At 42.3% G+C, this 21,894-nt stretch carries 21 protein-coding genes and 3 tRNA genes; 20 read left to right on the top strand and 4 right to left on the bottom strand.

Going from position 1 to position 21,894, the window contains the following annotated elements; genetic code table 11:
* Positions 1–173 precede the first annotated feature (173 nt).
* The 13 genes from Aso01_RS10160 (at position 174) to Aso01_RS10100 (ending at position 12,973) form a co-directional block, all read left to right on the top strand.
* Positions 174–752, top strand: a complete 579-nt coding sequence (locus Aso01_RS10160; protein WP_004936641.1) for a nitroreductase family protein — start codon at positions 174–176, stop codon at positions 750–752.
* 21 nt (positions 753–773) lie between these two features.
* Positions 774–1,847 (top strand): NAD(P)H-dependent glycerol-3-phosphate dehydrogenase, encoded by a 1,074-nt coding sequence (locus tag Aso01_RS10155; protein ID WP_004936643.1) that lies wholly within the window; start codon positions 774–776, stop codon positions 1,845–1,847.
* A 56-nt stretch (positions 1,848–1,903) separates the two neighbouring features.
* A complete protein-coding gene (gene sixA / locus Aso01_RS10150) occupies positions 1,904–2,359 on the top strand; it encodes a phosphohistidine phosphatase SixA (RefSeq protein ID WP_004936646.1) in 456 nt (151 codons plus the stop codon).
* 27 nt (positions 2,360–2,386) lie between these two features.
* Positions 2,387–3,526 (top strand): type II secretion system protein GspL, encoded by a 1,140-nt coding sequence (gene gspL, locus Aso01_RS10145; RefSeq protein ID WP_004936649.1) that lies wholly within the window; start codon positions 2,387–2,389, stop codon positions 3,524–3,526.
* Positions 3,526–4,005, top strand: a complete 480-nt coding sequence (locus Aso01_RS10140) for a type II secretion system protein GspM (protein ID WP_004936651.1) — start codon at positions 3,526–3,528, stop codon at positions 4,003–4,005. The genes gspL and Aso01_RS10140 overlap by 1 nt, the downstream gene beginning before the upstream one ends.
* A gap of 92 nt (positions 4,006–4,097) precedes the next feature.
* Positions 4,098–5,102 carry a quinone-dependent dihydroorotate dehydrogenase gene (locus Aso01_RS10135; protein WP_004936654.1) on the top strand — a complete coding sequence of 335 codons (1,005 nt, stop codon included), beginning with the start codon at positions 4,098–4,100 and terminating at the stop codon, positions 5,100–5,102.
* Positions 5,103–5,105: 3 nt separating this feature from the next.
* Positions 5,106–5,696, top strand: coding sequence for a CvpA family protein (locus Aso01_RS10130; RefSeq protein WP_004936658.1), 591 nt, complete (start codon positions 5,106–5,108; stop codon positions 5,694–5,696).
* A 24-nt stretch (positions 5,697–5,720) separates the two neighbouring features.
* Positions 5,721–7,259, top strand: a complete 1,539-nt coding sequence (purF, locus tag Aso01_RS10125) for an amidophosphoribosyltransferase (protein WP_004936661.1) — start codon at positions 5,721–5,723, stop codon at positions 7,257–7,259.
* Between the two features lie 81 nt (positions 7,260–7,340).
* The gene (locus Aso01_RS10120) at positions 7,341–9,230 is read left to right on the top strand and encodes a M48 family metallopeptidase (protein ID WP_025094839.1); all 1,890 of its coding nucleotides are present in this window, start codon (positions 7,341–7,343) and stop codon (positions 9,228–9,230) included.
* Between the two features lie 93 nt (positions 9,231–9,323).
* Positions 9,324–9,965 carry a hypothetical protein gene (locus Aso01_RS10115; protein ID WP_004936666.1) on the top strand — a complete coding sequence of 214 codons (642 nt, stop codon included), beginning with the start codon at positions 9,324–9,326 and terminating at the stop codon, positions 9,963–9,965.
* Between the two features lie 10 nt (positions 9,966–9,975).
* Positions 9,976–10,944 (top strand): 2-hydroxyacid dehydrogenase, encoded by a 969-nt coding sequence (locus Aso01_RS10110; RefSeq protein ID WP_004936669.1) that lies wholly within the window; start codon positions 9,976–9,978, stop codon positions 10,942–10,944.
* A gap of 138 nt (positions 10,945–11,082) precedes the next feature.
* Entirely contained in the window at positions 11,083–12,513 is a 1,431-nt protein-coding gene (locus Aso01_RS10105; protein ID WP_004936673.1) for a M48 family metalloprotease, read from the top strand.
* A 97-nt stretch (positions 12,514–12,610) separates the two neighbouring features.
* Positions 12,611–12,973 (top strand): hypothetical protein, encoded by a 363-nt coding sequence (locus Aso01_RS10100; RefSeq protein ID WP_004936674.1) that lies wholly within the window; start codon positions 12,611–12,613, stop codon positions 12,971–12,973.
* 9 nt (positions 12,974–12,982) lie between these two features.
* On the opposite strand, the gene Aso01_RS10095 is transcribed toward Aso01_RS10100, so the two are convergent.
* Entirely contained in the window at positions 12,983–13,426 is a 444-nt protein-coding gene (locus Aso01_RS10095; protein ID WP_025094844.1) for a GatB/YqeY domain-containing protein, read from the bottom strand.
* 36 nt (positions 13,427–13,462) lie between these two features.
* Positions 13,463–13,678 (bottom strand): 30S ribosomal protein S21, encoded by a 216-nt coding sequence (rpsU, locus tag Aso01_RS10090; protein ID WP_001136722.1) that lies wholly within the window; start codon positions 13,676–13,678, stop codon positions 13,463–13,465.
* Between the two features lie 145 nt (positions 13,679–13,823).
* Here rpsU and tsaD point away from each other — a divergent pair, with 145 nt between their 5' ends.
* Positions 13,824–14,846, top strand: coding sequence for a tRNA (adenosine(37)-N6)-threonylcarbamoyltransferase complex transferase subunit TsaD (tsaD, locus tag Aso01_RS10085; protein ID WP_004936679.1), 1,023 nt, complete (start codon positions 13,824–13,826; stop codon positions 14,844–14,846).
* A 65-nt stretch (positions 14,847–14,911) separates the two neighbouring features.
* On the opposite strand, the gene Aso01_RS10080 is transcribed toward tsaD, so the two are convergent.
* Together Aso01_RS10080 and Aso01_RS10075 are read right to left on the bottom strand one after the other, a co-directional pair.
* Entirely contained in the window at positions 14,912–16,054 is a 1,143-nt protein-coding gene (locus Aso01_RS10080; protein WP_004936681.1) for a DUF6670 family protein, read from the bottom strand.
* Between the two features lie 117 nt (positions 16,055–16,171).
* On the bottom strand, positions 16,172–17,047 hold the full coding sequence (locus Aso01_RS10075; protein ID WP_004936685.1) for an ATP-binding protein: 876 nt from the start codon (positions 17,045–17,047) through the stop codon (positions 16,172–16,174).
* Positions 17,048–17,213: 166 nt separating this feature from the next.
* Here Aso01_RS10075 and Aso01_RS10070 point away from each other — a divergent pair, with 166 nt between their 5' ends.
* From Aso01_RS10070 to Aso01_RS10045, 6 genes are all read left to right on the top strand, one after another.
* A complete protein-coding gene (locus tag Aso01_RS10070) occupies positions 17,214–18,719 on the top strand; it encodes a DUF3336 domain-containing protein (RefSeq protein ID WP_004936689.1) in 1,506 nt (501 codons plus the stop codon).
* 3 nt (positions 18,720–18,722) lie between these two features.
* Complete coding sequence (locus Aso01_RS10065; protein WP_004936692.1) at positions 18,723–19,511, top strand: protein kinase domain-containing protein; 789 nt, start codon at positions 18,723–18,725, stop codon at positions 19,509–19,511.
* A 102-nt stretch (positions 19,512–19,613) separates the two neighbouring features.
* A tRNA-Leu gene (locus Aso01_RS10060) sits at positions 19,614–19,698 on the top strand.
* Between the two features lie 50 nt (positions 19,699–19,748).
* A tRNA-Trp gene (locus tag Aso01_RS10055) sits at positions 19,749–19,822 on the top strand.
* Positions 19,823–19,848: 26 nt separating this feature from the next.
* A tRNA-Leu gene (locus Aso01_RS10050) sits at positions 19,849–19,933 on the top strand.
* Positions 19,934–20,481: 548 nt separating this feature from the next.
* A complete protein-coding gene (locus tag Aso01_RS10045; protein WP_004936695.1) occupies positions 20,482–21,786 on the top strand; it encodes a dicarboxylate/amino acid:cation symporter in 1,305 nt (434 codons plus the stop codon).
* Positions 21,787–21,894: the final 108 nt, after the last annotated feature.

The following is a 21,894-nucleotide window of genomic DNA, read 5'->3' as shown; positions in this document are numbered from 1 at the left end:
TTTGAACATTTTTTTTGCAGCTTACGTTTTAGGTGTTGTATAGGTTTTGATGCGGTTATGCATCTTGGATGAAATGACAATAGAAATCTTGTGAAAAGCCCAAGTTGAACATAGAGCAATACATTACGAATGTGCTACTCTAACTTGAGTTTTATGATTTAGATTTAATATAAATGACAGAGTTAGACGCCAGCCAAATTCATCATGTAATTCATCAACGTCAATCGATTGGACAGCTAACTGAGCCTGCACCTTCAGCACAACAGTTAAATCAAGCTTTTCAAGCTGCATTGACCGCACCTGATCATCATCGATTAAAACCGACACGTTTTTTTGTGATTGATACAGAGCAGCGTGCTGCATTTGGCGAAGCGTTAGTACAGGCATTACAAGATCTTGGTGAAACCGATCCAAATCAGTTAGATCGTGTGAAGCAGCATCCATTTCGTGCGCCATTGCTGGTGATTGCAGCAACGCACTATCAAGATCATCCTAAAGTCCCTTTATTTGAACAAACTTTAAGTACGGGTGCTGCCATTCAAAACTTTTTGTTGTCACTACAGGCACAAGGTTTCTCGACAATGTGGCGCACTGGTGCAGTGATTGAATCAATCTGGTTAAAACAGCATTTAGGTCTTGAAGCGCGTGACTTAATCTCTGGTATTATTTACGTCGGAACAGCTGCCAAATCTATTTCACCGCGCGCTGAGGTGAAAATTGAAGATTACGTGACCCAGTGGCCGACTCGCTAAAAATAAAAAACAGGATTAAGCATGACCGATTTGAAATTTACTGATCTCGTAGAGCCCGTTGCAGTGGATCAGAAAACCGCGCTGCGTGTAACCGTTTTGGGTGGGGGAAGTTTTGGTACGGCAATGGCCAATCTGGCCACCCGTAATGGCTGTGACACCATGATCTGGATTCGTGATCAGAGCATGGCAGATGAAATCAATCATACACACATTAACCAGCGATACTTACCAGACTTTAACTTAGAGGCGGGATTAAAAGCAGTTTCTGATCTTGAGCTTGCGGTGCGTGATCGCGATATTATTTTGGTGGCTATTCCAAGCCATTCTTTTCGCGAAGTCATCAAGCAGATTTCACCCTTTATTAGCGCGCAGGCTGTAATTTCACTCACTAAAGGCATTGAAGCCAATTCATTTAGCTTTATGAGCGAAATTATTCGAAACGAGTTACCCGAAGTCCCTTATGGTGTGTTATCTGGTCCAAATCTTGCCAAAGAAATTGTCGCCGGCATGCCGTCTGGTACTGTTATTGCAAGCGACTCCGAACTGGTTCGTTATGCGGTTCAGCATGCATTGCATAGTGCTCTGTTTCGTGTGTTTGGAAGTGACGATGTACACGGCGTAGAGCTTGGTGGGGCGCTCAAAAATATTTATGCAATCGCTATGGGTATGGCGGTCGCGCATAATATTGGTGAAAACACCAAAAGTATGATTATTACCCGTGCACTGGCTGAAATGAGTCGCTTTGCCGTGAAGCTGGGAGCTAATCCATTGACCTTTTTAGGGCTTTCTGGTGTGGGCGATCTGTTTGCGACCTGTAATAGCCCGCTGAGCCGTAATTATCAGATTGGTTATGCTTTAGGTTCAGGTAAAACCTTAGATGAAGCCGTTAAGGCTCTAGGACAAACCGCGGAGGGCATCAATACCATCGTGCAAGTGCGTACTCGTGCACAGGAGTTAGATGTTTATATGCCGATTACCAATGCATTATATGAAGTGATTTTTGAAGGTGCGCCACCTTTAAATATTGCTTTGGCCCTCATGAAAAACGGACACCGCAGTGATGTTGAGTTTGTATTACCGCATCATCAAGTTTGAAGAATAAATGTAACAAACAGCCGATATAATAACGCGATAATTTTTAAGGAATTGTTATGCAACTTACTTTAGTTCGTCATGGAGAAGCATCTCCAGCGCTTGACGGAAATGATATGACACGACCACTTACGGCACTGGGGCATGCACAGGCCAAACAAACTGCCCAGTTTCTTAAAGAGCAGGTTAATCCTGAGATTTTTGTGGTGAGTCCTCTACTTCGTGCGCAAGAAACACTACAGCATATACAGCAGATTTTTCCAAATGTGCCAGTTTTGATATGTGATAAAATCAAGCCTGAAGATGATGCCAAAGATGCAATTGAATGGCTGGCACAATTACCTTTTGAGTCGATTGTGGTGGTGTGTCATATGAATGTTGTGGGACATATTGCAGAGCAACTGACTCACGAGCATTTTAATCCTTTTGCGCTTGCAGAAGCGCGTCTTTATCATCAAACTGTGATTGCCAATGGATTGTCATCGCAAGAAAAAAGCTTTGTACCTACGATATAAAGAAAATTAAACGGTAGTAAAAAATTTATGCTGTATATATGGATGCCAGAAGCGGACGGGGCATGGTTGTGGTCAATAGGTAATGATTGGCAATCGGCAAGCAATCTTGAACAGCTTATACATGAGCTTCAGCCTTTTCAGGGGCAAGAAGCAGTCGTGTATTTTTCGAGCCGAAACATTCAGCTTATACAGCAGAAAATCTCAAAACAGCATGTAAAGCAATTGGGTCCAGATGGCATACGCTATTTGCTCGAAGAGTATGTGACTTTACCTATCGATCAAATGCAGATTGTGCATCATTTCAAGGCACCAGATTCGCTCACTGTCATGGGGGTTGCTTTATCATCATTGCAACTTTGGCAGCAATCTTTAAGTTTGTTGCCTATAAAGCTGATTGCACTTTTACCAGACTTTTTATTGTTACCTGTACCTCAGCCCGATCAAATCATACTTGCAAACGTACATCAGCATACATTAGCCAGAACGCATGAATTTGCTGGCGCAAGTATTGAAGATGTGGGGTTATTTGTAAGCTTGACACCTTTGGTTGCACACTATAAGTATGCCAATCTGAGCGAAGCACAGTTTGATGCACTTCTTACCTCGACTCCTGAAGCTGAGCATGAAGTATTTGAATATCAGTTTCAGCCAGTTTTAAAAGCCAAACAGCATCCGCTGAATGTGCTGCCTAAACCAAAAAGTACCGTCACAGTCTCGTCATACTGGAAAGTATGTGCAGTAATATTGGCGGCGGTAATATTGGTGCAGTTTAGTTATGATTTGCTTCGTTGGGTACAACTTAAAAAAGTGGCGAACCAAACCGCAGAGCAGTCAATTGCCCAGTACAAAGAATGGTTTGGCGATAATGGCCGAATCACTGAGCAAAATATAAAAAGTTTATTTGAAAGTCAGCTTCGCCTGAATCAGGCTGGCGATACCAATGCATTAAACTTGTTAAGTCGGGTTGGCCCGATTCTGATGCAACGCCAGATTTCTGCTCAACAAGTGAATTATGAGGCCAATGTGTTGACGATGCAGCTTAAGGCAAATTCGTCAGATGATTTACAAAATCTGACCAAGCAGCTTAATCAGCAAGGTTTCAAGGCAGAGTTAGGGCAAGTACAGGCCAATGGTGCGGGCTCATTGGGAATGGTAAAAATACAATAATGAAAATCATGAATCAGTTGCAAAGTGCTTTTGAGCAAAAAATGGAAACCGTACAGCAGGCACTCGAACGAATGTCGGTGCGAGAACGCTATCTGGTGATCTTCACCAGCCTTTTTGTTGCAATTGTTGCGATTGGTTGGTCACTCTGGATGATGCATCACCTTGCAGATGGACAACAGCAACGTTTGAATGTGCTCAAAGACCAAATGGTCTGGATGCAGACCAATGCAGCATCACTTAAACCCTCGACCGATACGCAATTGAGTCTTACGGAAAAAGTGCAACGCGTTTCTCAGCAGCAGGGGGTGAGTGTTTCGGCACAGCAAGTAGGGGAAACGTTACAAATCGTTGCGCAACATCAAAGTTATGCAGTATTGGCGAATTTTTTAATGCAGTTAACTCAAACGGGCTTAAGTATTGAAAAGATGGAGTTAGTTTCCGTAAATAATCAGATTAAATTAACGGCGACAGTGCATTAACCTGCTAAAATAAAGCCCCTGCAAGCATAGCGTTTTGTGGCGCCTGTGCCTATAATAGACGCACCTCAAAAAGCTATAGACTTTGACTGCTTATGTTATATTCGCTTGCTCGCCCTTTGTTGTTTTCTATGGCACCCGAGCGTGCACATGACTTAACGCTATCGCTTTTAAAGTCTGCCCATAAAATGGGATTCATTCGTCAGAAAATTGACGCAAAACCAGTCACCTGCATGGGGATTGAGTTCCCAAATCCAGTGGGCTTAGCTGCCGGGCTCGATAAAAATGGTGCTTATATTGATGCGCTTGCGGCACTTGGGTTTGGATTTATCGAAATCGGGACGATCACGCCTCGCCCGCAAGCAGGTAATCCGCAGCCGCGCTTGTTTCGTATTCCTGAAGCCAAAGCCATTATCAATCGCATGGGTTTCAATAATGACGGTGTCGATCAGCTCGTCGAAAATGTGAAGGCTTCAAAATTCAAAGGCATTTTAGGGATTAATATCGGAAAAAATGCCGATACACCTGTTGAAAATGCAGTCGATGACTATTTGATTTGTTTAGAAAAAGTTTATAATTACGCGTCCTACATTACAGTCAATATTTCTTCTCCAAACACCAAAAATTTACGTAGTCTGCAAAGTGGCGATGCACTGACTGAACTGTTAGATACATTAAAACAACGTCAGCTTGAGCTTGCAGAGCAGTATCATCATTATGTGCCATTGGTACTTAAGGTCGCGCCAGATTTAAGCCGTGAAGATATCGACTTTATAGCCGCACAATTAATCACCTTTAAAATTGACGGTCTGATTGTCACGAATACCACATTATCACGTGATGGCGTTGAAAATCTTGCATTTGGAAATGAAGCGGGTGGTCTATCGGGTGCACCTGTTTTTGAAAAGAGTACTGCTTGTCTGCGTCAATTTGCAGAGGTGCTCAATGGACAGATTCCTTTGATTGGTGTGGGTGGAATTACGCAAGGTGAACATGCTGTAGCAAAAAAAGAAGCAGGTGCCACCCTTGTACAAATCTATAGCGGCCTCATCTATACAGGACCTGAATTAGTTAAACAATGTGTGAGTGCCTTAACTTAAACGATGAATACGCTTGATATCATCATTCTGATATTTCTGCTCATTGGAGGGCTTAACGGTTTGCGACAAGGATTTATTAAAGCCTTTGCGAACTTGATTGGCTGGATATTTGCGCTGATTGTCGCGGCAAAATATGCCAATCTCCTTGCACCGAGCATGATGATGTTAAGCCATGACCCCGTGGTTCAGAAAATCGCGGCGTTCGCTTTCATTGTGCTGGTTATTATTGTTTTGACCTGGCTAGTCACTGCACTACTGGATACATTACTCAAGAGCATGAAATTGGGACCGATCAACCGGATGGCAGGCGGTGCTTTTGGTACGTTAAAAGGCCTCATGATCGTTTTGATTACCATGCAAGGTGTAGGTCCGTGGGTCGAAACCTCTCCACATTGGAAACAGTCTAAAGTCATTCAAACCTTATTGCCGTATGTGCCTTTGGCAACAGAGCTGTCGAAAGATGTAGCCAATGAAGCGATACGTGAAGTGACATCGGAAGGTCGTTTATTTCATCGACCTTCAAATGAAGTGGCAGAACTAGATCGAGTCGATAAAGACCATTCTGACCATTCAACGAAAAATCCTTTTTATTAATCCTAGCTTGTCTGCGAGGTTGCTATGTGTGGAGTAGTTGGTATAGCCGGTAAATCGCCAGTTAACCAAATGTTGTTTGATGCATTAACGATGTTGCAACATCGGGGACAAGATGCAGCTGGGATAGTGACTTGTCATGATGGTCGTTTATTTTTGCGTAAAGACAACGGTATGGTGCGTGACGTTTTTCATACCCGTCACATGCGTGCACTGATCGGGAACTATGGCATCGGGCATGTACGTTACCCAACAGCTGGTTCTTCAAGTAGTGCAGAAGCACAGCCATTTTATGTGAACTCACCTTACGGAATCACGCTGGCACACAATGGTAACCTGACCAATGCTGCGGATATTCATGACGATTTGTTTAAAACAGACTTGCGTCATATGAACACCGATTCTGATTCTGAAGTATTACTGAATGTTTTTGCGCACGAATTGCAAAAAAGCGGCAAGTTATCGCCAACAGCAGAAGATGTCTTTCATGCGGTTTCCCGTGTTCATGAGCGCTGTAAAGGTGCCTACGGCGTTGTTGCAATGATCACAGGACACGGTCTGGTGGGCTTTCGTGATCCAAACGGTATCCGTCCGCTGATTTATGGCTCGCGTGAAACAGAAAAAGGGCTTGAGTACATCATTGCGTCTGAATCTGTTGCGATTACAGCACTTGGCTTTAAAATTGAACGTGATATTCAGCCAGGTGAGGCGATTTTCATTAACGATCAAGGCGAAATGTTCACCAAGCAGTGCGCGGCTGATCCACAGCATCGTCCATGTATTTTTGAATACGTCTATTTTGCGCGTCCAGATGCGATTATCGATGGCATTTCGGTTTATAAAGCGCGTTTGAAAATGGGCGAGAAGCTTGCCAGCAAAATTCTAAAAGAATGGGGTGAGGATCATGGAATTGATGTGGTCATTCCAATTCCAGATACAAGCCGTACTTCTGCGCTCGAACTGGCCAATATGCTGGGTGTGAAGTTCCGCGAAGGTTTCATGAAAAACCGTTATATCGGTCGTACCTTTATTATGCCGGGGCAACAGCAGCGTAAAAAATCAGTACGTCAGAAACTCAACCCGGTCGAGCTTGAGTTTAAAGGCAAAAACGTCTTGTTGGTTGATGACTCGATTGTACGTGGTACCACGTGTAATGAAATCATCCAGATGGCGCGTGATTCAGGTGCAAAAAAAGTGTATTTCGCTTCAGCTGCGCCTATGGTCAAATATCCAAATGTCTATGGTATTGACATGCCGGCAAAAACTGAGCTGATTGCCTCTCAGCGTAGTGTTGAAGAAATTCAAGAAATCATTGGTGCCGATCGTTTGATTTTCCAAGATTTAGATGATCTTAAGAGTGCAGTACGTACCACAAAAGTACCAGATTTACGTGAGTTTGATTGCTCGGTATTTGATGGGGTGTATGTGACAGGTGGTATTGACCATACTTATCTAGAAAACCTTGAACAAAAGCGTAATGACACTGCGAAAAAGAAATCCGATGGCTATATTGATGTGAATATCGATGCGGCTTCAGTGGATTTAACAGGAATTCACGAGCACTAAGTTTCCTTGATAAAAAAGCGGGTTTTTCCCGCTTTTTTATTTTATGATGAGGCAAAACAAGCGCAGTAAGGTTGTTTCAAGTTGAGAGAAGTTCGTCACTATCTGATAGAAAATAAAAATATCATGTGGTCGATCAGTATGTGTTTTCTTGCCATGCTGCTAACCATCTTTATTCTCAATGTTACGCTTGGGCTTGCGGTTCATTTTTTTGATTATACCCAGTCAATTGTCTGGCATGTTTTAAGTCCTTATTTACTCATTTTACTGTTTTTCATTATTGGTGGCTCAGCCGCTTATGAGTTTTATGTGTTTCGTGAAGGCGGACATTCACTGGCCAAACAGCTCAATGGGCGCCGCTTGGTATTGCTTAAAAGTACGCCTGAAGAGAGTTCCGCTTTAAAAATTTCCGATCAGCTGGCCAAAAAGTTTGCTCTTGAACCTCCTGTACTATATGTACTGCCCGATGAGGTAGGGGTAAATGCCCTGACTGCGGGTTTTCATTCAAAAGATATTGTCATTATATTAACTTGGGGCGCCTTGCAAAATCTGGACGAGCTTGAATTATATGGTTTGTTGGCGCATGAGTTTAATCAAATTCTTTCCGGTGAGGCTGTTGAAAATACCAAGTTAAAAATTCTCTATAGTGGTCTAACCACTTTTAGCCAGTGGGGTAGTAAAATTGCCAAATTGGGTTTTAAGCCCTATCAGAAAAATAAACGACATAGATTTGAAACCATTTTGGTGGCCATTGGTGGCGTCATTTGGCTCACTGGCAGTATGGGGATTTTAATTACTCGTTTTATTAAATATCTCACCCTGAGCCGCCGTACCTTTCGAAATGATCTGAAAACCTTGCAATTGATGGATAGCCACGCCAATTTGCAAACACTACTACGAATTTACGTACACCACGCAGGGTCGCAAATTCATAGTGTGTATTCTGAAGCCATTGCACATATGTGTTTTGCCAATTCACTCAGTCCACAAAGCTGGATGAATATCCACCCGAGTATTGAAGATCGTATCCATCGGCTTAATCCTTCAATTTTACAAGATTCACAACTTGAGAATTTAAAAAAACTACGTAACCAAGCACTGTTTAGTTTGTTCATGCCACTTGAAGACGAACATGATGAATTTCACATTACTTGGACATCACCACAGCCTTTACCGCTGCTGCGGCTATCGCCGATCAGCTTTTCTTTAAATGATGCCATCAAGCCGTTAAATCCTGAAATTCGTCAAGGTATGCCAAGACCTGAGCTACTACAGCGAGCACTCCAAACTGCAACAGGCTCGCGTGAGGTTATGGTGGCGATTTTAATGATCCGGCAGTATCGCGAATTTATTCCGCAAGATGCTGCGGTCAGTCAGGCCATTGTAGATGCGCTGCTCCATTTAGATGGTCGTGTGCATGTGCAAATTTTTCATGAGGCATGTCGTAACATTGGTAATATGCCGGCGAGTATTGCACGTCAGTTTCTGACCCGTTTGGCTCTAATTATTCAAGAGGATGGTGAAATTGGATTGCTCGATGCGTTGTTGCTTGAGCGGGTAAAGTATGAATTGAACCTGATGCCTAATCATACGCCTTCTGCATTAGAAGATGTCAAACCGCAGATTGTGCGTTTGATCGATGCTTTACTGCATGTGCAGCAAATCAATAGTCCTAATCAGCTTGAAGTGCGCGAGCGTATCTTGCAAAGTATTTTAACGTTTGAGGATATGCAGCTCTTTTCCGAAATATCCGATGAGCCGATTGACCTAGCAGAAATCTTAAATGACATCGCAGGGCTTTTGTTGCGTGATCGTCTGAGTATTTTAGGTGTGGCTGAGATGTGTCTCTGGAATGATCGTATTATTACCCAAGATGAAATGGATGTTCTAGAGTTATTGTATTGGCGCTTTGGATTTGAGTCTGCCAATATTGTGGATGAAATGCAGAAGAAAAATAGCCTCATGATTATCTAAATGCTATGTATCAAAACAGGCAAGAGAAAAGGCTGCAAAGCGGGCCGAGACACGTTAAAATGCGCGTTGAAATGAATGTATAGATAGAAGCGAATGGTCGGTCAGCAGCGGAATATTTTAGCAGCAATGGGTGTGGATGTATGGATACCACGTCATCACGTTGCTCAAAAAAATACAGCGGCGTCCATATGGCGTGATCAAATGCCCGAGCAACAACTGGCCGTACCTAAGTATGTAGATGTTGCTGTCAATATTCCTGAAACAAAATCTTTACCTGTATTGGAGCCGGTTCAGGAACAACCGGTTCATGTTGAAATTACAGCACAAAATACTGTGCCTCAACAGCCTAAAGTACTGCTCGAGCTTGAAGCACTGGTCGAATGTGATGCGTTTCAGCTTGAAGCATATTGCTTTCAGGACAAAGTGTTAGTGATTGATGCAACTGGATTAACCGAGGCTGAAAGTCAGCTTTGGTCAAATATTCAAGCTGCTATGCCAGGTGAATATGCTGAACTGAGCTGGCCATTTCCGCGTTTAGATTTTAGAGATTCACGTGGGGTGCAGGCCTATGTTCAAGGGTTTTTAGATGCCATAGCAATCGATAAAAAAGTGTTATGCTTGGGTAAGCTGAAGTTTTTAACACATACAGATTGTATGTATCTGGCCAGCTTAAGTGAGATGTTGGAAAAGCCGATACTCAAAAAACGTTTGTGGACATTAATGCAGTCATCGTAAAGGGAAAGAAATGAAAAAAAAGGTAGTGGTATTTAGCCAGATCGACTCAAAAATATTAGCAAAATTACAAGAACTCTATGACGTTTGGGTTTTAGATCCTAAGCAGGGCGATATCAATACTCAAATTCGTGAAGAAGTTGTCGACGCGCATGGCATGATTGGAGCGGGACGATTACTCAACGAATCAAATCTGGCGCCAGCCAAGCACTTAAAAATTATCTCAACGGTAAGTGTCGGTTATGACAACTATGATGTGGATTATCTCAATCAACGTCAGATCTGGTTGGCACATACACCACATGTATTGACCGAAACCACAGCCGATCTGGCATTTACCTTGTTAATGAGTGCAGCGCGTCAGGTGCCGCATTTAGATCGATGGACCAAATCAGGTGAATGGAAGCGTACTATTGCTCCAGCACAGTTTGGTCAGGATATTTACGGAAAAACACTGGGTATTATTGGACTGGGTAATATTGGCGCTGCTATTGCGCGCCGTGGCCTGTACGGCTTTAATATGAATATTCTTTATCATAACCGCCGTGAAAAGTTGGCGCTTGCCCAACCACTAAATGCAACGTATTGTGATTTAAATACACTGCTACAATCGTCTGATTTTGTGGTGGTGGCAGTAGATCTCAATACGGAATCTGAAGCATTAATTGGTAAAAATGAGCTGGCTCAGATGCAGTCTCATGCTGTGCTGGTGAATATTTCTCGTGGTTCGGTGATTGATGAGGCTGCGCTGATTGACACCTTAAAGCAGCAACAGATTTTTGCAGCAGGTTTGGATGTCTATCAAAAAGAGCCTTTACAATCTTCAGAGTTGTTTGAACTAAACAATGTGGTGACATTACCACATATTGGTTCGGCGACTGCGCAAACACGCTATAAAATGGCAGAGCTTGCGTTTAAAAATTTACAGACAGCACTAGATGATCAGACACCAGCCTATCTGGTCAATCCGGAATTTAAATAATTTTTAAAGCAATAACGGCTTCACTGTAAAAGAATCATGATTAAACTCTTCTAACACTTTGTAGCACTTTACGAATGTTGTGGATGCTATAGTACTAAAAATTCGTTCGGCCTGAGTGTGAAGTTGAAACGTAGCATCATGATTCTGGGAGTCACTGCGGTTGCCACCCTAGCATCGGCACATTCCGATTTTAATTTTGCTGATCATAGCGTGCATTTTGATGTGCCTGAGATTTCAAGCGGCGTGGGTTTGATCGATCAACAAAAAGAAAAACAGATTGGTGAAAAAGTATATCGGGAAATTCAGAAACAATTACCTGTTATGCATGATCCATGGTTGCAAGATCAATATGCCCAGATTTTTTTCCGAATTTTAGGGCAAACTCAAATGAGCCAGCCCGTCGGTTTAGTGATACTGAAAAGCCCTCAAATTAACGCCTTTGCTGTGCCCGGTGGCCTATTTGCACTCAATACTGGCCTCATTGCCAATGCGCAAAATATTGATGAAGTCGCTGGTGTGATGGCGCATGAAGTGGCACACGTTACGCAGCGGCATTATAGCCGTTCTCAAGAAGCATTTAAGGGGCAAGGATTACTGGCGCTTGCAGGCATATTGGTGGGGGCGGCACTGGCGACTAAATCGAATGGTGAAGCAGGCTCTGCACTGATGTTGGGAACGCAAGCAGCTCTCATTGATAAACAACTGACCTATAGCCGTAATCAAGAGCGTGAAGCAGACCGAATTGGCATGCAATATATGTATGCTGCTGGTTATAATCCGCAAAGTATGGCCGATTTTTTTGAAACCATGCAGCGCTCTAGTGTTGGGATTGGGTTTTTACCCGATTTCTGGATGACTCATCCACTCACCACCGAGCGAATGAGCGAGGCACGATTAAGAGCGAATCAATTGCCTAAAGTGACGCATAGTTTATATGATCCGAATTTTCAAATATTAAAATGGTACACAGCGGCCGTTTCGAATCAAGCGACGGAAGAGCAACTTAAAACAATCGTAAAACAAGGCAACAATGAAGCGAAGTTTGGGCTTGCTGCGTTTTATTTAAATCGGGGTGATAGTCAGGCTACGCAAAATGTCCTCGATAGCCTTCCAGATTCGCTCAAGCAGCATACTTTGTTTGCTCTAATTCAAACCGATGTGTATTTGGATCAACATAAGTATGAGCAGGCTTACGCTGTTATCAATGCAGCACAGAAGGTGATGCCAGAAAATCGTGCATTGAGTTATAAGCTTGCAACTGTTTATATTCAACAAAGTAAACCATCGCAGGCGCAACAACTGGTACAAAAGTTTATTAATCAAAATCCGAGAGATATCGAGGCATGGCGCCTGATGCAGCAAGCCGCAGCACTTCAGCCACAGACTTCAGTCAATCAAATCAATGCTTTGCGGTATCGGGCTGAAGTACAGTTTTGGTCAGGCAATGAAGAAAACGCAATTAAATCGATGCTGCATGCTCAGCGTTTGGCGACAACTAATGCTGCTTTATCTGCGCGGATTCATCAACGTTTAAAAGAAATGCAGGCTGACCATGCTTTAAACATTTAAAAATAAATGTTAAAAAGCATCATGAGTAAGTAACAGCTCTCTAAATCTTTTATACTTTTAAAAATTAAACCGAAGATGAATGAAATAATTGAAAATAATGAAATTGAATCAGATACTCGTTGTGGTTTTTTGTGTGGTGATGCAGCAGGGGCATGCTGCAATGCCTGAACGCTATTTAAATGCGGTAGATAAAATATCCAAGCAGTACAGTGAACAAATGAAAACTTTCCTGCGATCACTCAATCCGAAACAAACTGGATTTAACGATGCGCAAAAAGCACAGTATTGTGGCATGATCGATCAGTACATTGATCATATGTACGCAGTTACAGAGAAGTATCGTGGAGATTTACCGCTATCTTATGCTCGTTTGACCAAACAGGATTTGATTCAACAAGTATTGGCATCGAAGGAGATGCAACTGGTAAAAGCCTACAATATTGAGTGTACGTTTAATTAAGTTTTTCTATTAACTCAATTTGGCTTTGATTTTGGAAGAGACTTGTGCAGGATCGGCACGCCCGGCTATGATCGGACGTAGAGAATTCATCACCTTACCCATATCTTTCATGCTAGTAGCACCTTGAGCAGCAATCGTTTGCTCAATGAGAGAGTCAAGCGCTTCCTCAGTCATAGCTTCTGGTAGAAATTGAGAAATAACCTCAATCTCGGCTTGCTCTTTACTAGCTAAATCATCACGACCAGCGCCTTCAAAGGCTTTGATCGATTCTTTACGCTGTTTAATTTGCTTTTCAATGACCGCAAGAACTTGCGCGTCGTCAAGCTCTTTGCGCTCATCGACTTCGATTTGCTTAATTGCTGCCTGAAGACCACGAATCACCATTACTGTTGCCATTTCTTTGGCACGCATTGAAGTTTTTAATACGTCAGTAATCTGGTCTTTTAAAGTCATCGTCGTCATCTTTTTAGGCAGTCAATCACAAATTAATTAGTAAAGGCGAGTAGTGCGAACAGATTCACGCGCCAATTTCTTTTGGTAGCGTTTAACAGCAGCAGCTTTTTTGCGTTTACGTTCTTGAGTCGGTTTTTCGTAGAACTCGCGCTTACGAACGTCAGCCAAAACACCCGCTTTCTCGCATGAACGCTTGAAACGACGGATTGCTACGTCAACTGGCTCGCCTTCTTTCAACTTAACTTGTGGCATGTAAAATCCTCTAGATTATGGATAACATCTAACGCACGATTGCACTAGATGACAAGTGAAGGTCAGTATTTTACTCATTTACAACTGATATCACAAGTCTATAATAGCGATGACACAATTTTTGTAGCATGTAATAGGCGGTTAAATGATTGTTTTGGGTCTTGAAACATCGTGTGATGAAACGGGTCTGGCGCTTTATGATAGCGAACGAGGGCTACTCGGACAGGTCCTCTACAGTCAGATTAAACTCCATGCAGAATATGGTGGTGTGGTGCCTGAGCTGGCATCACGCGATCATGTCAGAAAAATGATTCCACTTCTGAATCAGCTTTTAAATGACAGCCAAATTAAAAAATCACAAATTGATGCAGTGGCCTACACCCGTGGTCCGGGCCTGATGGGCGCACTCATGACCGGCGCCTTATTTGGTCGTAGTTTGGCATTTGCTTTAAATAAGCCGGCAATTGGCGTGCACCATATGGAAGGTCATATGCTTGCACCGCTGCTTTCTGCAACACCGCCCGAATTTCCTTTTGTTGCGCTGTTGGTCTCTGGCGGCCATACCCAGTTGATGGCGGCCTATGATATTGGAAAATATGAATTACTGGGTGAGTCTATTGATGATGCAGCAGGTGAGGCCTTTGATAAAGTTGCGAAAATGATGGGATTGCCTTACCCGGGCGGGCCAAATATTGCCAAACTGGCTTTACAAGGCAATCCCGAAGCATTTGAGTTTCCGCGTCCAATGTTACATCAAGGACTAGATTTTTCTTTTAGCGGTCTGAAAACAGCGGTTTCGGTGCAATTGAAAAAATTAGGAGAAGAACAACGCGATGCCGATATTGCGGCGTCTTTTCAAGAAGCGATTGTTGATACATTAGTAAAAAAATCTGTTAAGGCACTTAAGCAAACGGGCTTAAAACGCTTGGTAATTGCGGGTGGTGTGAGTGCCAATGTGCGTTTGCGGGAACGTTTAGAGCACTCGTTAGCTAAAATTAAAGCACAGGTCTATTACGCAGAACCTGCACTCTGTACCGACAACGGCGCCATGATTGCGTTTGCTGGTTATCAGCGTTTGAAATGTGGTCAGCATGACAATCTTGTCGTGACCACAACACCGCGTTGGCCCATGACCGAGTTGTCTCATCCAGCGCAAACCAATCAATGATCCTGACCATGTTGTAAAAAGGCATCTTTATCAAGATGCCTTTTTTATTGTATAGCAGGAGTATCCTAGGTTTTTGGCATGAATTCACCGCCGTACTGCTCATTGAATGATTTCTGATCTAAATTTTGTCGATCCATTATATCGACATGCGCCATCATGCCATGACCATGACTTACAGAATTGAGCTGTTGTGCTTTAAATTTAAAACCTGCCATGTAGCCTTGGCCATAGCCTGTGTAAGGCAGGGAGTGAAGTTGGGCGTAGACAGAAAGCCGCACATCACCATTATTGTCATAAACAGTCCATTCGAATTGCTCAGCGACTAAGGTGTCGTGTCCGTTGGGGGATTGCATAGGAGACGGTTGATACTGAATGACAGAAAAAATAACATCATCATAGACCTCGCATAAACCACCGCTATGCCGTATCAATACCGTATTGCAAAGCGGCTTGCCTGCTAAATCCATACGATAAAAAATCACTTGTGTCTGCGCATCTAAATTAAGCATATGCTGCGTAACAAAATAGACGGGTAAGCTGCCGATAAGCTCTCGTGCATAACTATTGGGTGTAGATGCAAGTGCACTTCGCACAAAATCAAAAGTGCCTGTTCCTTGCACCTCATCATGTTTTGAATTGGTCTGTATATAACCGCTATAACGTGTCATACAATTTAAATGATCGTAGAGCCAAGATTTGGCTAACCAAGATACAGGGCTGCATAGCGAAACCTCAATTTCATAGCGAAGCGATGAAGATTCACCTTTAATTTTAAAGGTGGGAGAGTTGCCCTCAATCAATAGCTGTTGTCCCAAAAGTAATTTATCTGTGCTCGAGATTACATCAGCCTTATGAAATGAATCGCTGGAGTTGATTGTGCTATCCAATAAATGACAGTTATAGGCTAGCTGAACATCTGCAATTGGATCTGTGGCAGAGGCGTTATGTGTATCTAGACCATAAAGCCCAGATTCTCCAAAGCTTGCACGTACATTCAGAAATGTTTCAGGCTGAATCAGATTGGGAAAACAAAACTGATATTGGGCGTAATGGTAACGCTCATCATTGAGATAAGGTTGAATAATCGATCTGAGATCTGAATGCGAACTGGATGCTTCTGAAAACTGAAAGATGGGGTAGAGGTGATATATGGCTTTAGCAAGCCACGCTGTTCTAGCATTCTTATTGGGCGCAGAGAAAATATTCATTGGATTGCCTATCTTCTTATCATGTCTATGGCTATTTTAGAGGCGATAACAAGACAGGCTACAGGGCTATTGATGTCAGTTTCGGGTCATAACAGGACGTAAATTCAGATGAATTGTCTAACAATTTTGGTGAAGTTGCTGCGATCCGATCCAGTGCTTGGAAAACTGATACGCTGCTCGGCCTGAACGTTGTCCGCGTGACTGACTCCAGCGTAAGCTTTCGGCACGAACTGATTCATCAAATGCAAGACCTGCTTGTGCAATGTAGTGCTCGACAATTTCAAGGTACAAGTTTTGATCCATCGGATAAAAAGAAAGCCATAAACCAAAGCGATCTGAGAGTGAAATTTTTTCTTCGATGGCTTCTTGAGGGTGTAGTTCTTTGTACTGAGGAACATCAACTTTAGTGACCGGTGTATTTTCATGCATAAATTCAGGCAGTAAATGACGACGGTTACTGGTGGCATAGATAATAAAATTGTTTGAACCAGACTGAAGTGAGCCATCTAATACACTCTTCAGGCTGCGATAATTTTCATCTTCAGCGTTAAATGCTAAATCGTCGCAATAGACAATAAATTTTTCTGGCCGCTCGGCAATGATTTTTTGAATAAGCGGAAGATCGCTTAAATCATCACGCTCAATTTCAATCAGGCGTAAACCCTCAGCCATATATTCAGTTAAAAGCGCGCGCACAATTGAAGATTTTCCCGTGCCTCGAGAGCCCGTGAGCAAAATATCGTTTGCTGGAAAGCCGTGCAGAAACTGTAAGGTATTTTGTACGATTTTTTTCTTTTGAGCTTCAATGCCTTTTAAGTCATCGAGTCGAAATGTCTTGGGCGTATAGATCGGCTTTAATTGTCGATCTTGCCATTTAAATGCGGGCGCCGAAAAATCGGGTGCTTGAGGTAGCTCAGGTAAAGTCTGCTGTAACTGATTTAAAACACGAGATAAGGTCTCAATCAGATGATCGGGTAAATCGAAACTTGCCATAGTAGAGGTCGATATGTATCAAACAGAATAGCTCAAAGAGTATATCGACTTGCGTGGCTTTTAAAGGGTTGATTGTGAATCAATTGATCACAAGAACATTTTCGCAATTGATCAAATCCGATTGCTGTAGCATAGTTTTGAAACCACTCATCCTATAGGACATGGTATGTTCGCTATGAAAAAAACGGATATGAATCCCTATCAGGCATATCGTATCAAGAAATTAAAATATCAATTAAAAAATGCTGAAACCTATTCGGAGTGGAAGTCGATTGCCTTGCAACTCGACGAAGAAACAGGATCGCAAGAGTGGAAATTTGATAACAGCTCGCCTTATTTCGATGCGGAACTGATCTCGTATCGGTTGAATTTACTACGTAAATTTAGATTGCAACAACATGTGTTAGATACGGTTTATTTGCTACAAGAAGGATTAACACACGACATTGCCAATATTGGACACCCGATGCTGTTTGCCTCGACTTACGTAGGCACCAAACAAATTATTGAAGATTATATTGAAGAAGTGTCTGCGTCACTGGCGTTTGTCGCAGGCAGTCAATGCCAGACGCTTACCCATGCAGAAAAAATCCGTTTTTTTAAAAATTGTCAAAAAACCTATGGACAGCCAGCACTGATGTTCTCAGGTGGTGCCACATTGGGCTTATTTCATAGTGGTGTGTGTAAAGCACTGATGGAACAAGACTTAATGCCGAAAGTGCTATCGGGTTCGAGCGCAGGTGCCATTATGGCCGGTATGCTTGGAACATCGAGCCCATCGGAGTTTCAGCGCATTTTGGCCGGCGAGACTTTTTTTAGTGAGGCTTTTCGCTTTCGGGATACAAAAGATTTGCTTAGAGGTAATGGTGGGCTTGCAGATGTCAAATACCTTAAAACTTTTCTGATTGAAAACTTGGGAGACCTGACCTTTTCTGAGGCTTTAGAAAAATCAGGCTTGCATATTAATGTAGCGGTTGCGCCGTATGATGGTTCTCAAAATGCCCGCATTATGAATGCTTACACGGCACCAAATCTGCTGGTCTGGAGTGCTGTGCTGGCCTCATGTGCTGTTCCGGTGCTCTTTCCAGCAGTTCGCCTGACCAGTAAAAACCGTGATGGTGAGCATACGCCCTACATGGCCAATACTAGATGGGTGGATGGCAGCGTAAGAAGTGATTTCCCGCAAGAAAAAATGTCGCGTCTTTATAATTTGAATTACACCATTGCCAGTCAGGTTAATCCGCATGTGGTGCCGTTTATGCAAAGCGACATTTCTCGCTATCGAAAGGATATTTTAAGCTGGCCTCAGCGAATTCTTCGTCGCCAAGGAAAAGTCATATCGCTGGGGATTATGGATTTTACTCGCGAGCGCTTAGGCACAGTAGCACCGGTACGCCGCTTGCTTGATCATGGCTATGGAATCATGGGGCAGCGATATTATGGTGATGTGAATATTATTGCACCGTTCAATCTGCGCCAGTACAAATATATGCTGCAAAACCCACGCCCACATCTGTTCAAGCTACTTCAGCAGCAAGGAGAGCGTGCAACATGGCCAAAACTTTCTGCTATTGAGACTTATGCCCGAATTGGTAAAACCATTCAGCACTGTATTGAAGTGCTTGAATATCAAAAGGGAAGTACGACTCAGCGTAAGCCACTCAGCGCATAACCGATGTTTAACGATCATGAGCTGATATTACACACGCATAGTCATCGTTTTGCGTTAGGGCGCCGTTTATATCAATTTCGTGCAGAAGGGCAGCAATACTGGCTCAAAGCACAAATTGCAGAGTCTCATGCTGAGACAGAAGCAGGCTTTCACAATGAAATTGGATTTTATCAATGGGCCATTAACCATATAAGCCATATTCTGCCAGCGCGAATTGAGACATTAGGCATGCTTGGTCAAGAGCGAACCACTGGAGATATTCTGATTTTACCGCATGCAAGTTCAATGTTTGCTGTAAGCGTGCATGAACTTTCATTTAACATCGTGGTAAAGCGGATTGAGCAGTTGCTCGATTGCTTGCATGACTATGAACAATCTGGCTGCATTCATGGCGATCTAAAGCCAGATCACTGTGTAATATTCAATAATCGCGTTTGCTTGATCGATTTTGAGCAAAGTGATTCTGCCTCCATGCATCCACCACCAGGTATAACGGCAACCCCGCGCTATATGGCACCTGAGTTGTTTCATGGGGCACAAAAGAGTATCGGTAGTGATTTATATGCACTGGGAGTGATGCTTTATGAATGGTTGAATCACACCCGATTAACTGCAAAAAGTTATCGAGAGTGGGCATATTTGCATTGTCAAACATTCGATTTACAGCTAGTACATGAATATTCAGGGCTTTATCCTTTACTTGATGGACTTTTAAAAAAACAGTTTTCACAGCGATTTACATCGGTAAGTGAAGCAAAATGTACATTTGATCAGCTAAAATTGACGATATAATAAACATAAGCCTTTGATTTGATTTTTATTTAATCAACCGGTTGTTTTTTTGAAAAAAAGACTTGTCATCATGAAACCTTATCGATAATATACACAGCCATCGGGGGCGTGGCGAAATTGGTAGACGCACTGGATTTAGGTTCCAGCGCCGCAAGGTGTAAGAGTTCGAGTCTCTTCGCCCCCACCAACTTAAAACTGAAGTAGTTTTAAGTGACCTGAAAACAGGTAAGATGTTAAAGAGGATTGGTGTAATGGTAGCATGACGGTCTCCAAAACCGTTCGTCAAGGTTCGAGTCCTTGATCCTCTGCCAGATATTGTTGTAAATACCCAGGTTTTGGGGGCGTGGCGAAATTGGTAGACGCACTGGATTTAGGTTCCAGCGCCGCAAGGTGTAAGAGTTCGAGTCTCTTCGCCCCCACCATATAAAGCAGTATGCATAAGCAGACTGTGAAGACCTTGAAAAGGTCAATAAAAAACCCATCATATATATGATGGGTTTTTTGTTTTTTAAGTGTTTAAAATTTATCATCTCATCACTTATAGCTAAAACCAATAATTCATATAAGAAATTACGTGAATATTCAAATTTATTTAAATTTCAATATGTTACTTTTTAAGTTGTTTTTTCTGCTCTAAGCACTGCAAATGTTGAAAATGCACCATTCAAGATTTATTTCATGGTTAAAGTTTTATCTATAAAACACAAATCGACCGAATAAAAACTGAGATCATTCTTATTTTAAATATTTATTAAATAATGCATGTATGCATTTTTTGCATAAATAATCTGTTTTTTGCATTTTTCTTTTAAAACAAAACCAGTAAAACTTGCCCAAAATATGGTGGAATCGAATATTTCGTAATCAGCTGCATCGTTGCTTGCGAGTTTGATCAACATGGAAGATCGCATCGGATTAGGTTTGTCTAACTTAATAATCGAAGCGAACTGCTTGTGAAAAGGAAATAGATATGAATCAGAAAAAATTGCTCAAATATATTTTGATTGCAATGATCCTAGGTGTTCTTGTTGGATGGGCTTGTCACAGTGCATTTGATGCAGCGCTCACAGAAAAAATCGCCTCCTACTTTAAAATTTTGACCGATGTCTTTTTGCGTTTAATTAAGATGATTATTGGTCCGCTGGTATTTGCAACCATTGTTTCTGGTTTAATCTCAATGGGCAAATCGTCTTCATTGGGATCGGTTACATTAAAAGCAATGAGCTGGTTTATTGGTGCATCATTGGTATCATTATTACTGGGTATGGGATTGGCAAACTTTTTCCAACCAGGTGCAGGCATGAACTTGGCAATTCCTGTTGAGCATGTGGATATTGGTGTTTCAGCTTCAAATTTAAGCTTACAAAATTTTATTACACATATTTTCCCTCGTAGTTTTGCAGAGGCGATGGCGAACAATGAAATTTTGCAAATCTTGGTATTTTCAATTTTCTTTGGTGCAGCCTTGGCTTATGTCAATCATCAAAGTGAAGAGGGTACAGTAATTGCTCGCCTGATCGATGAACTCGCACGTATCATGTTTAAAATCACGGACTACGTGATGGCATTTGCACCTGTTGCAGTATTTGCTGCAATTGCTGCTGCGATTGCAGTGAAAGGTCCAAAGCTACTGATTGACTACAGTATCTTTATTGGGCAGTTCTATACAGGTTTAGCGCTTCTTTGGGCGGCTTTAATTGCGGTAGGTTATATTTTCTTGAAAAAAGATGTATTTCGCCTGCTTGGATTTATGAAAGAACCAGCTGCACTTGCATTTGCAACATCAAGCAGTGAATCTGCATACCCAAAAATTATTGCAGGTTTAAATAAGTTTGGTGTACCAAAGCGTATTTCAAGCTTCGTATTACCACTCGGTTATTCTTTTAACCTTGATGGCTCGATGATGTATATGTCATTTGCAGTATTGTTTATTGCTCAGGCCTACAACATCGATTTGAGCTTTACACAGCAAGTGCTGATCTTGTTAACCTTGATGATTACGAGTAAAGGAATTGCGGGTGTATCACGTGCTTCTATCGTGGTGATTGCAGCAACGCTGTCTATGTTTAAGCTGCCTGAAGCTGGTATCTTGCTCATCCTTGCAATTGATCAGTTCTTGGATATGGGTCGCTCTGCAACGAACGTGATAGGTAATAGTATTGCAACTGCGGTGGTAGCAAAGTCTGAAGCTCATGATGAAGAAGATCTGGTTGAAGCACAACCTCAGCGAGCTGATGTGGTTACATCGACTCAGTCGAGCGGTCAGTTCAGCTAATCTTTCAGCCGTGTTAAAAAGCCTACATGATCTGTAGGCTTTTTTATTTATAGTGATGCTTGGTCATGATTTTGGCATGGCATGCCATCCGTTTTTAAGTTATTGTGC

It is taken from the genome of Acinetobacter soli, assembly GCF_000760595.1.
Classification (GTDB): domain Bacteria; phylum Pseudomonadota; class Gammaproteobacteria; order Pseudomonadales; family Moraxellaceae; genus Acinetobacter; species Acinetobacter soli.
Note: the sequence above shows the minus strand (reverse complement) of the source record. Positions and strands in the feature narration are given on the sequence as shown.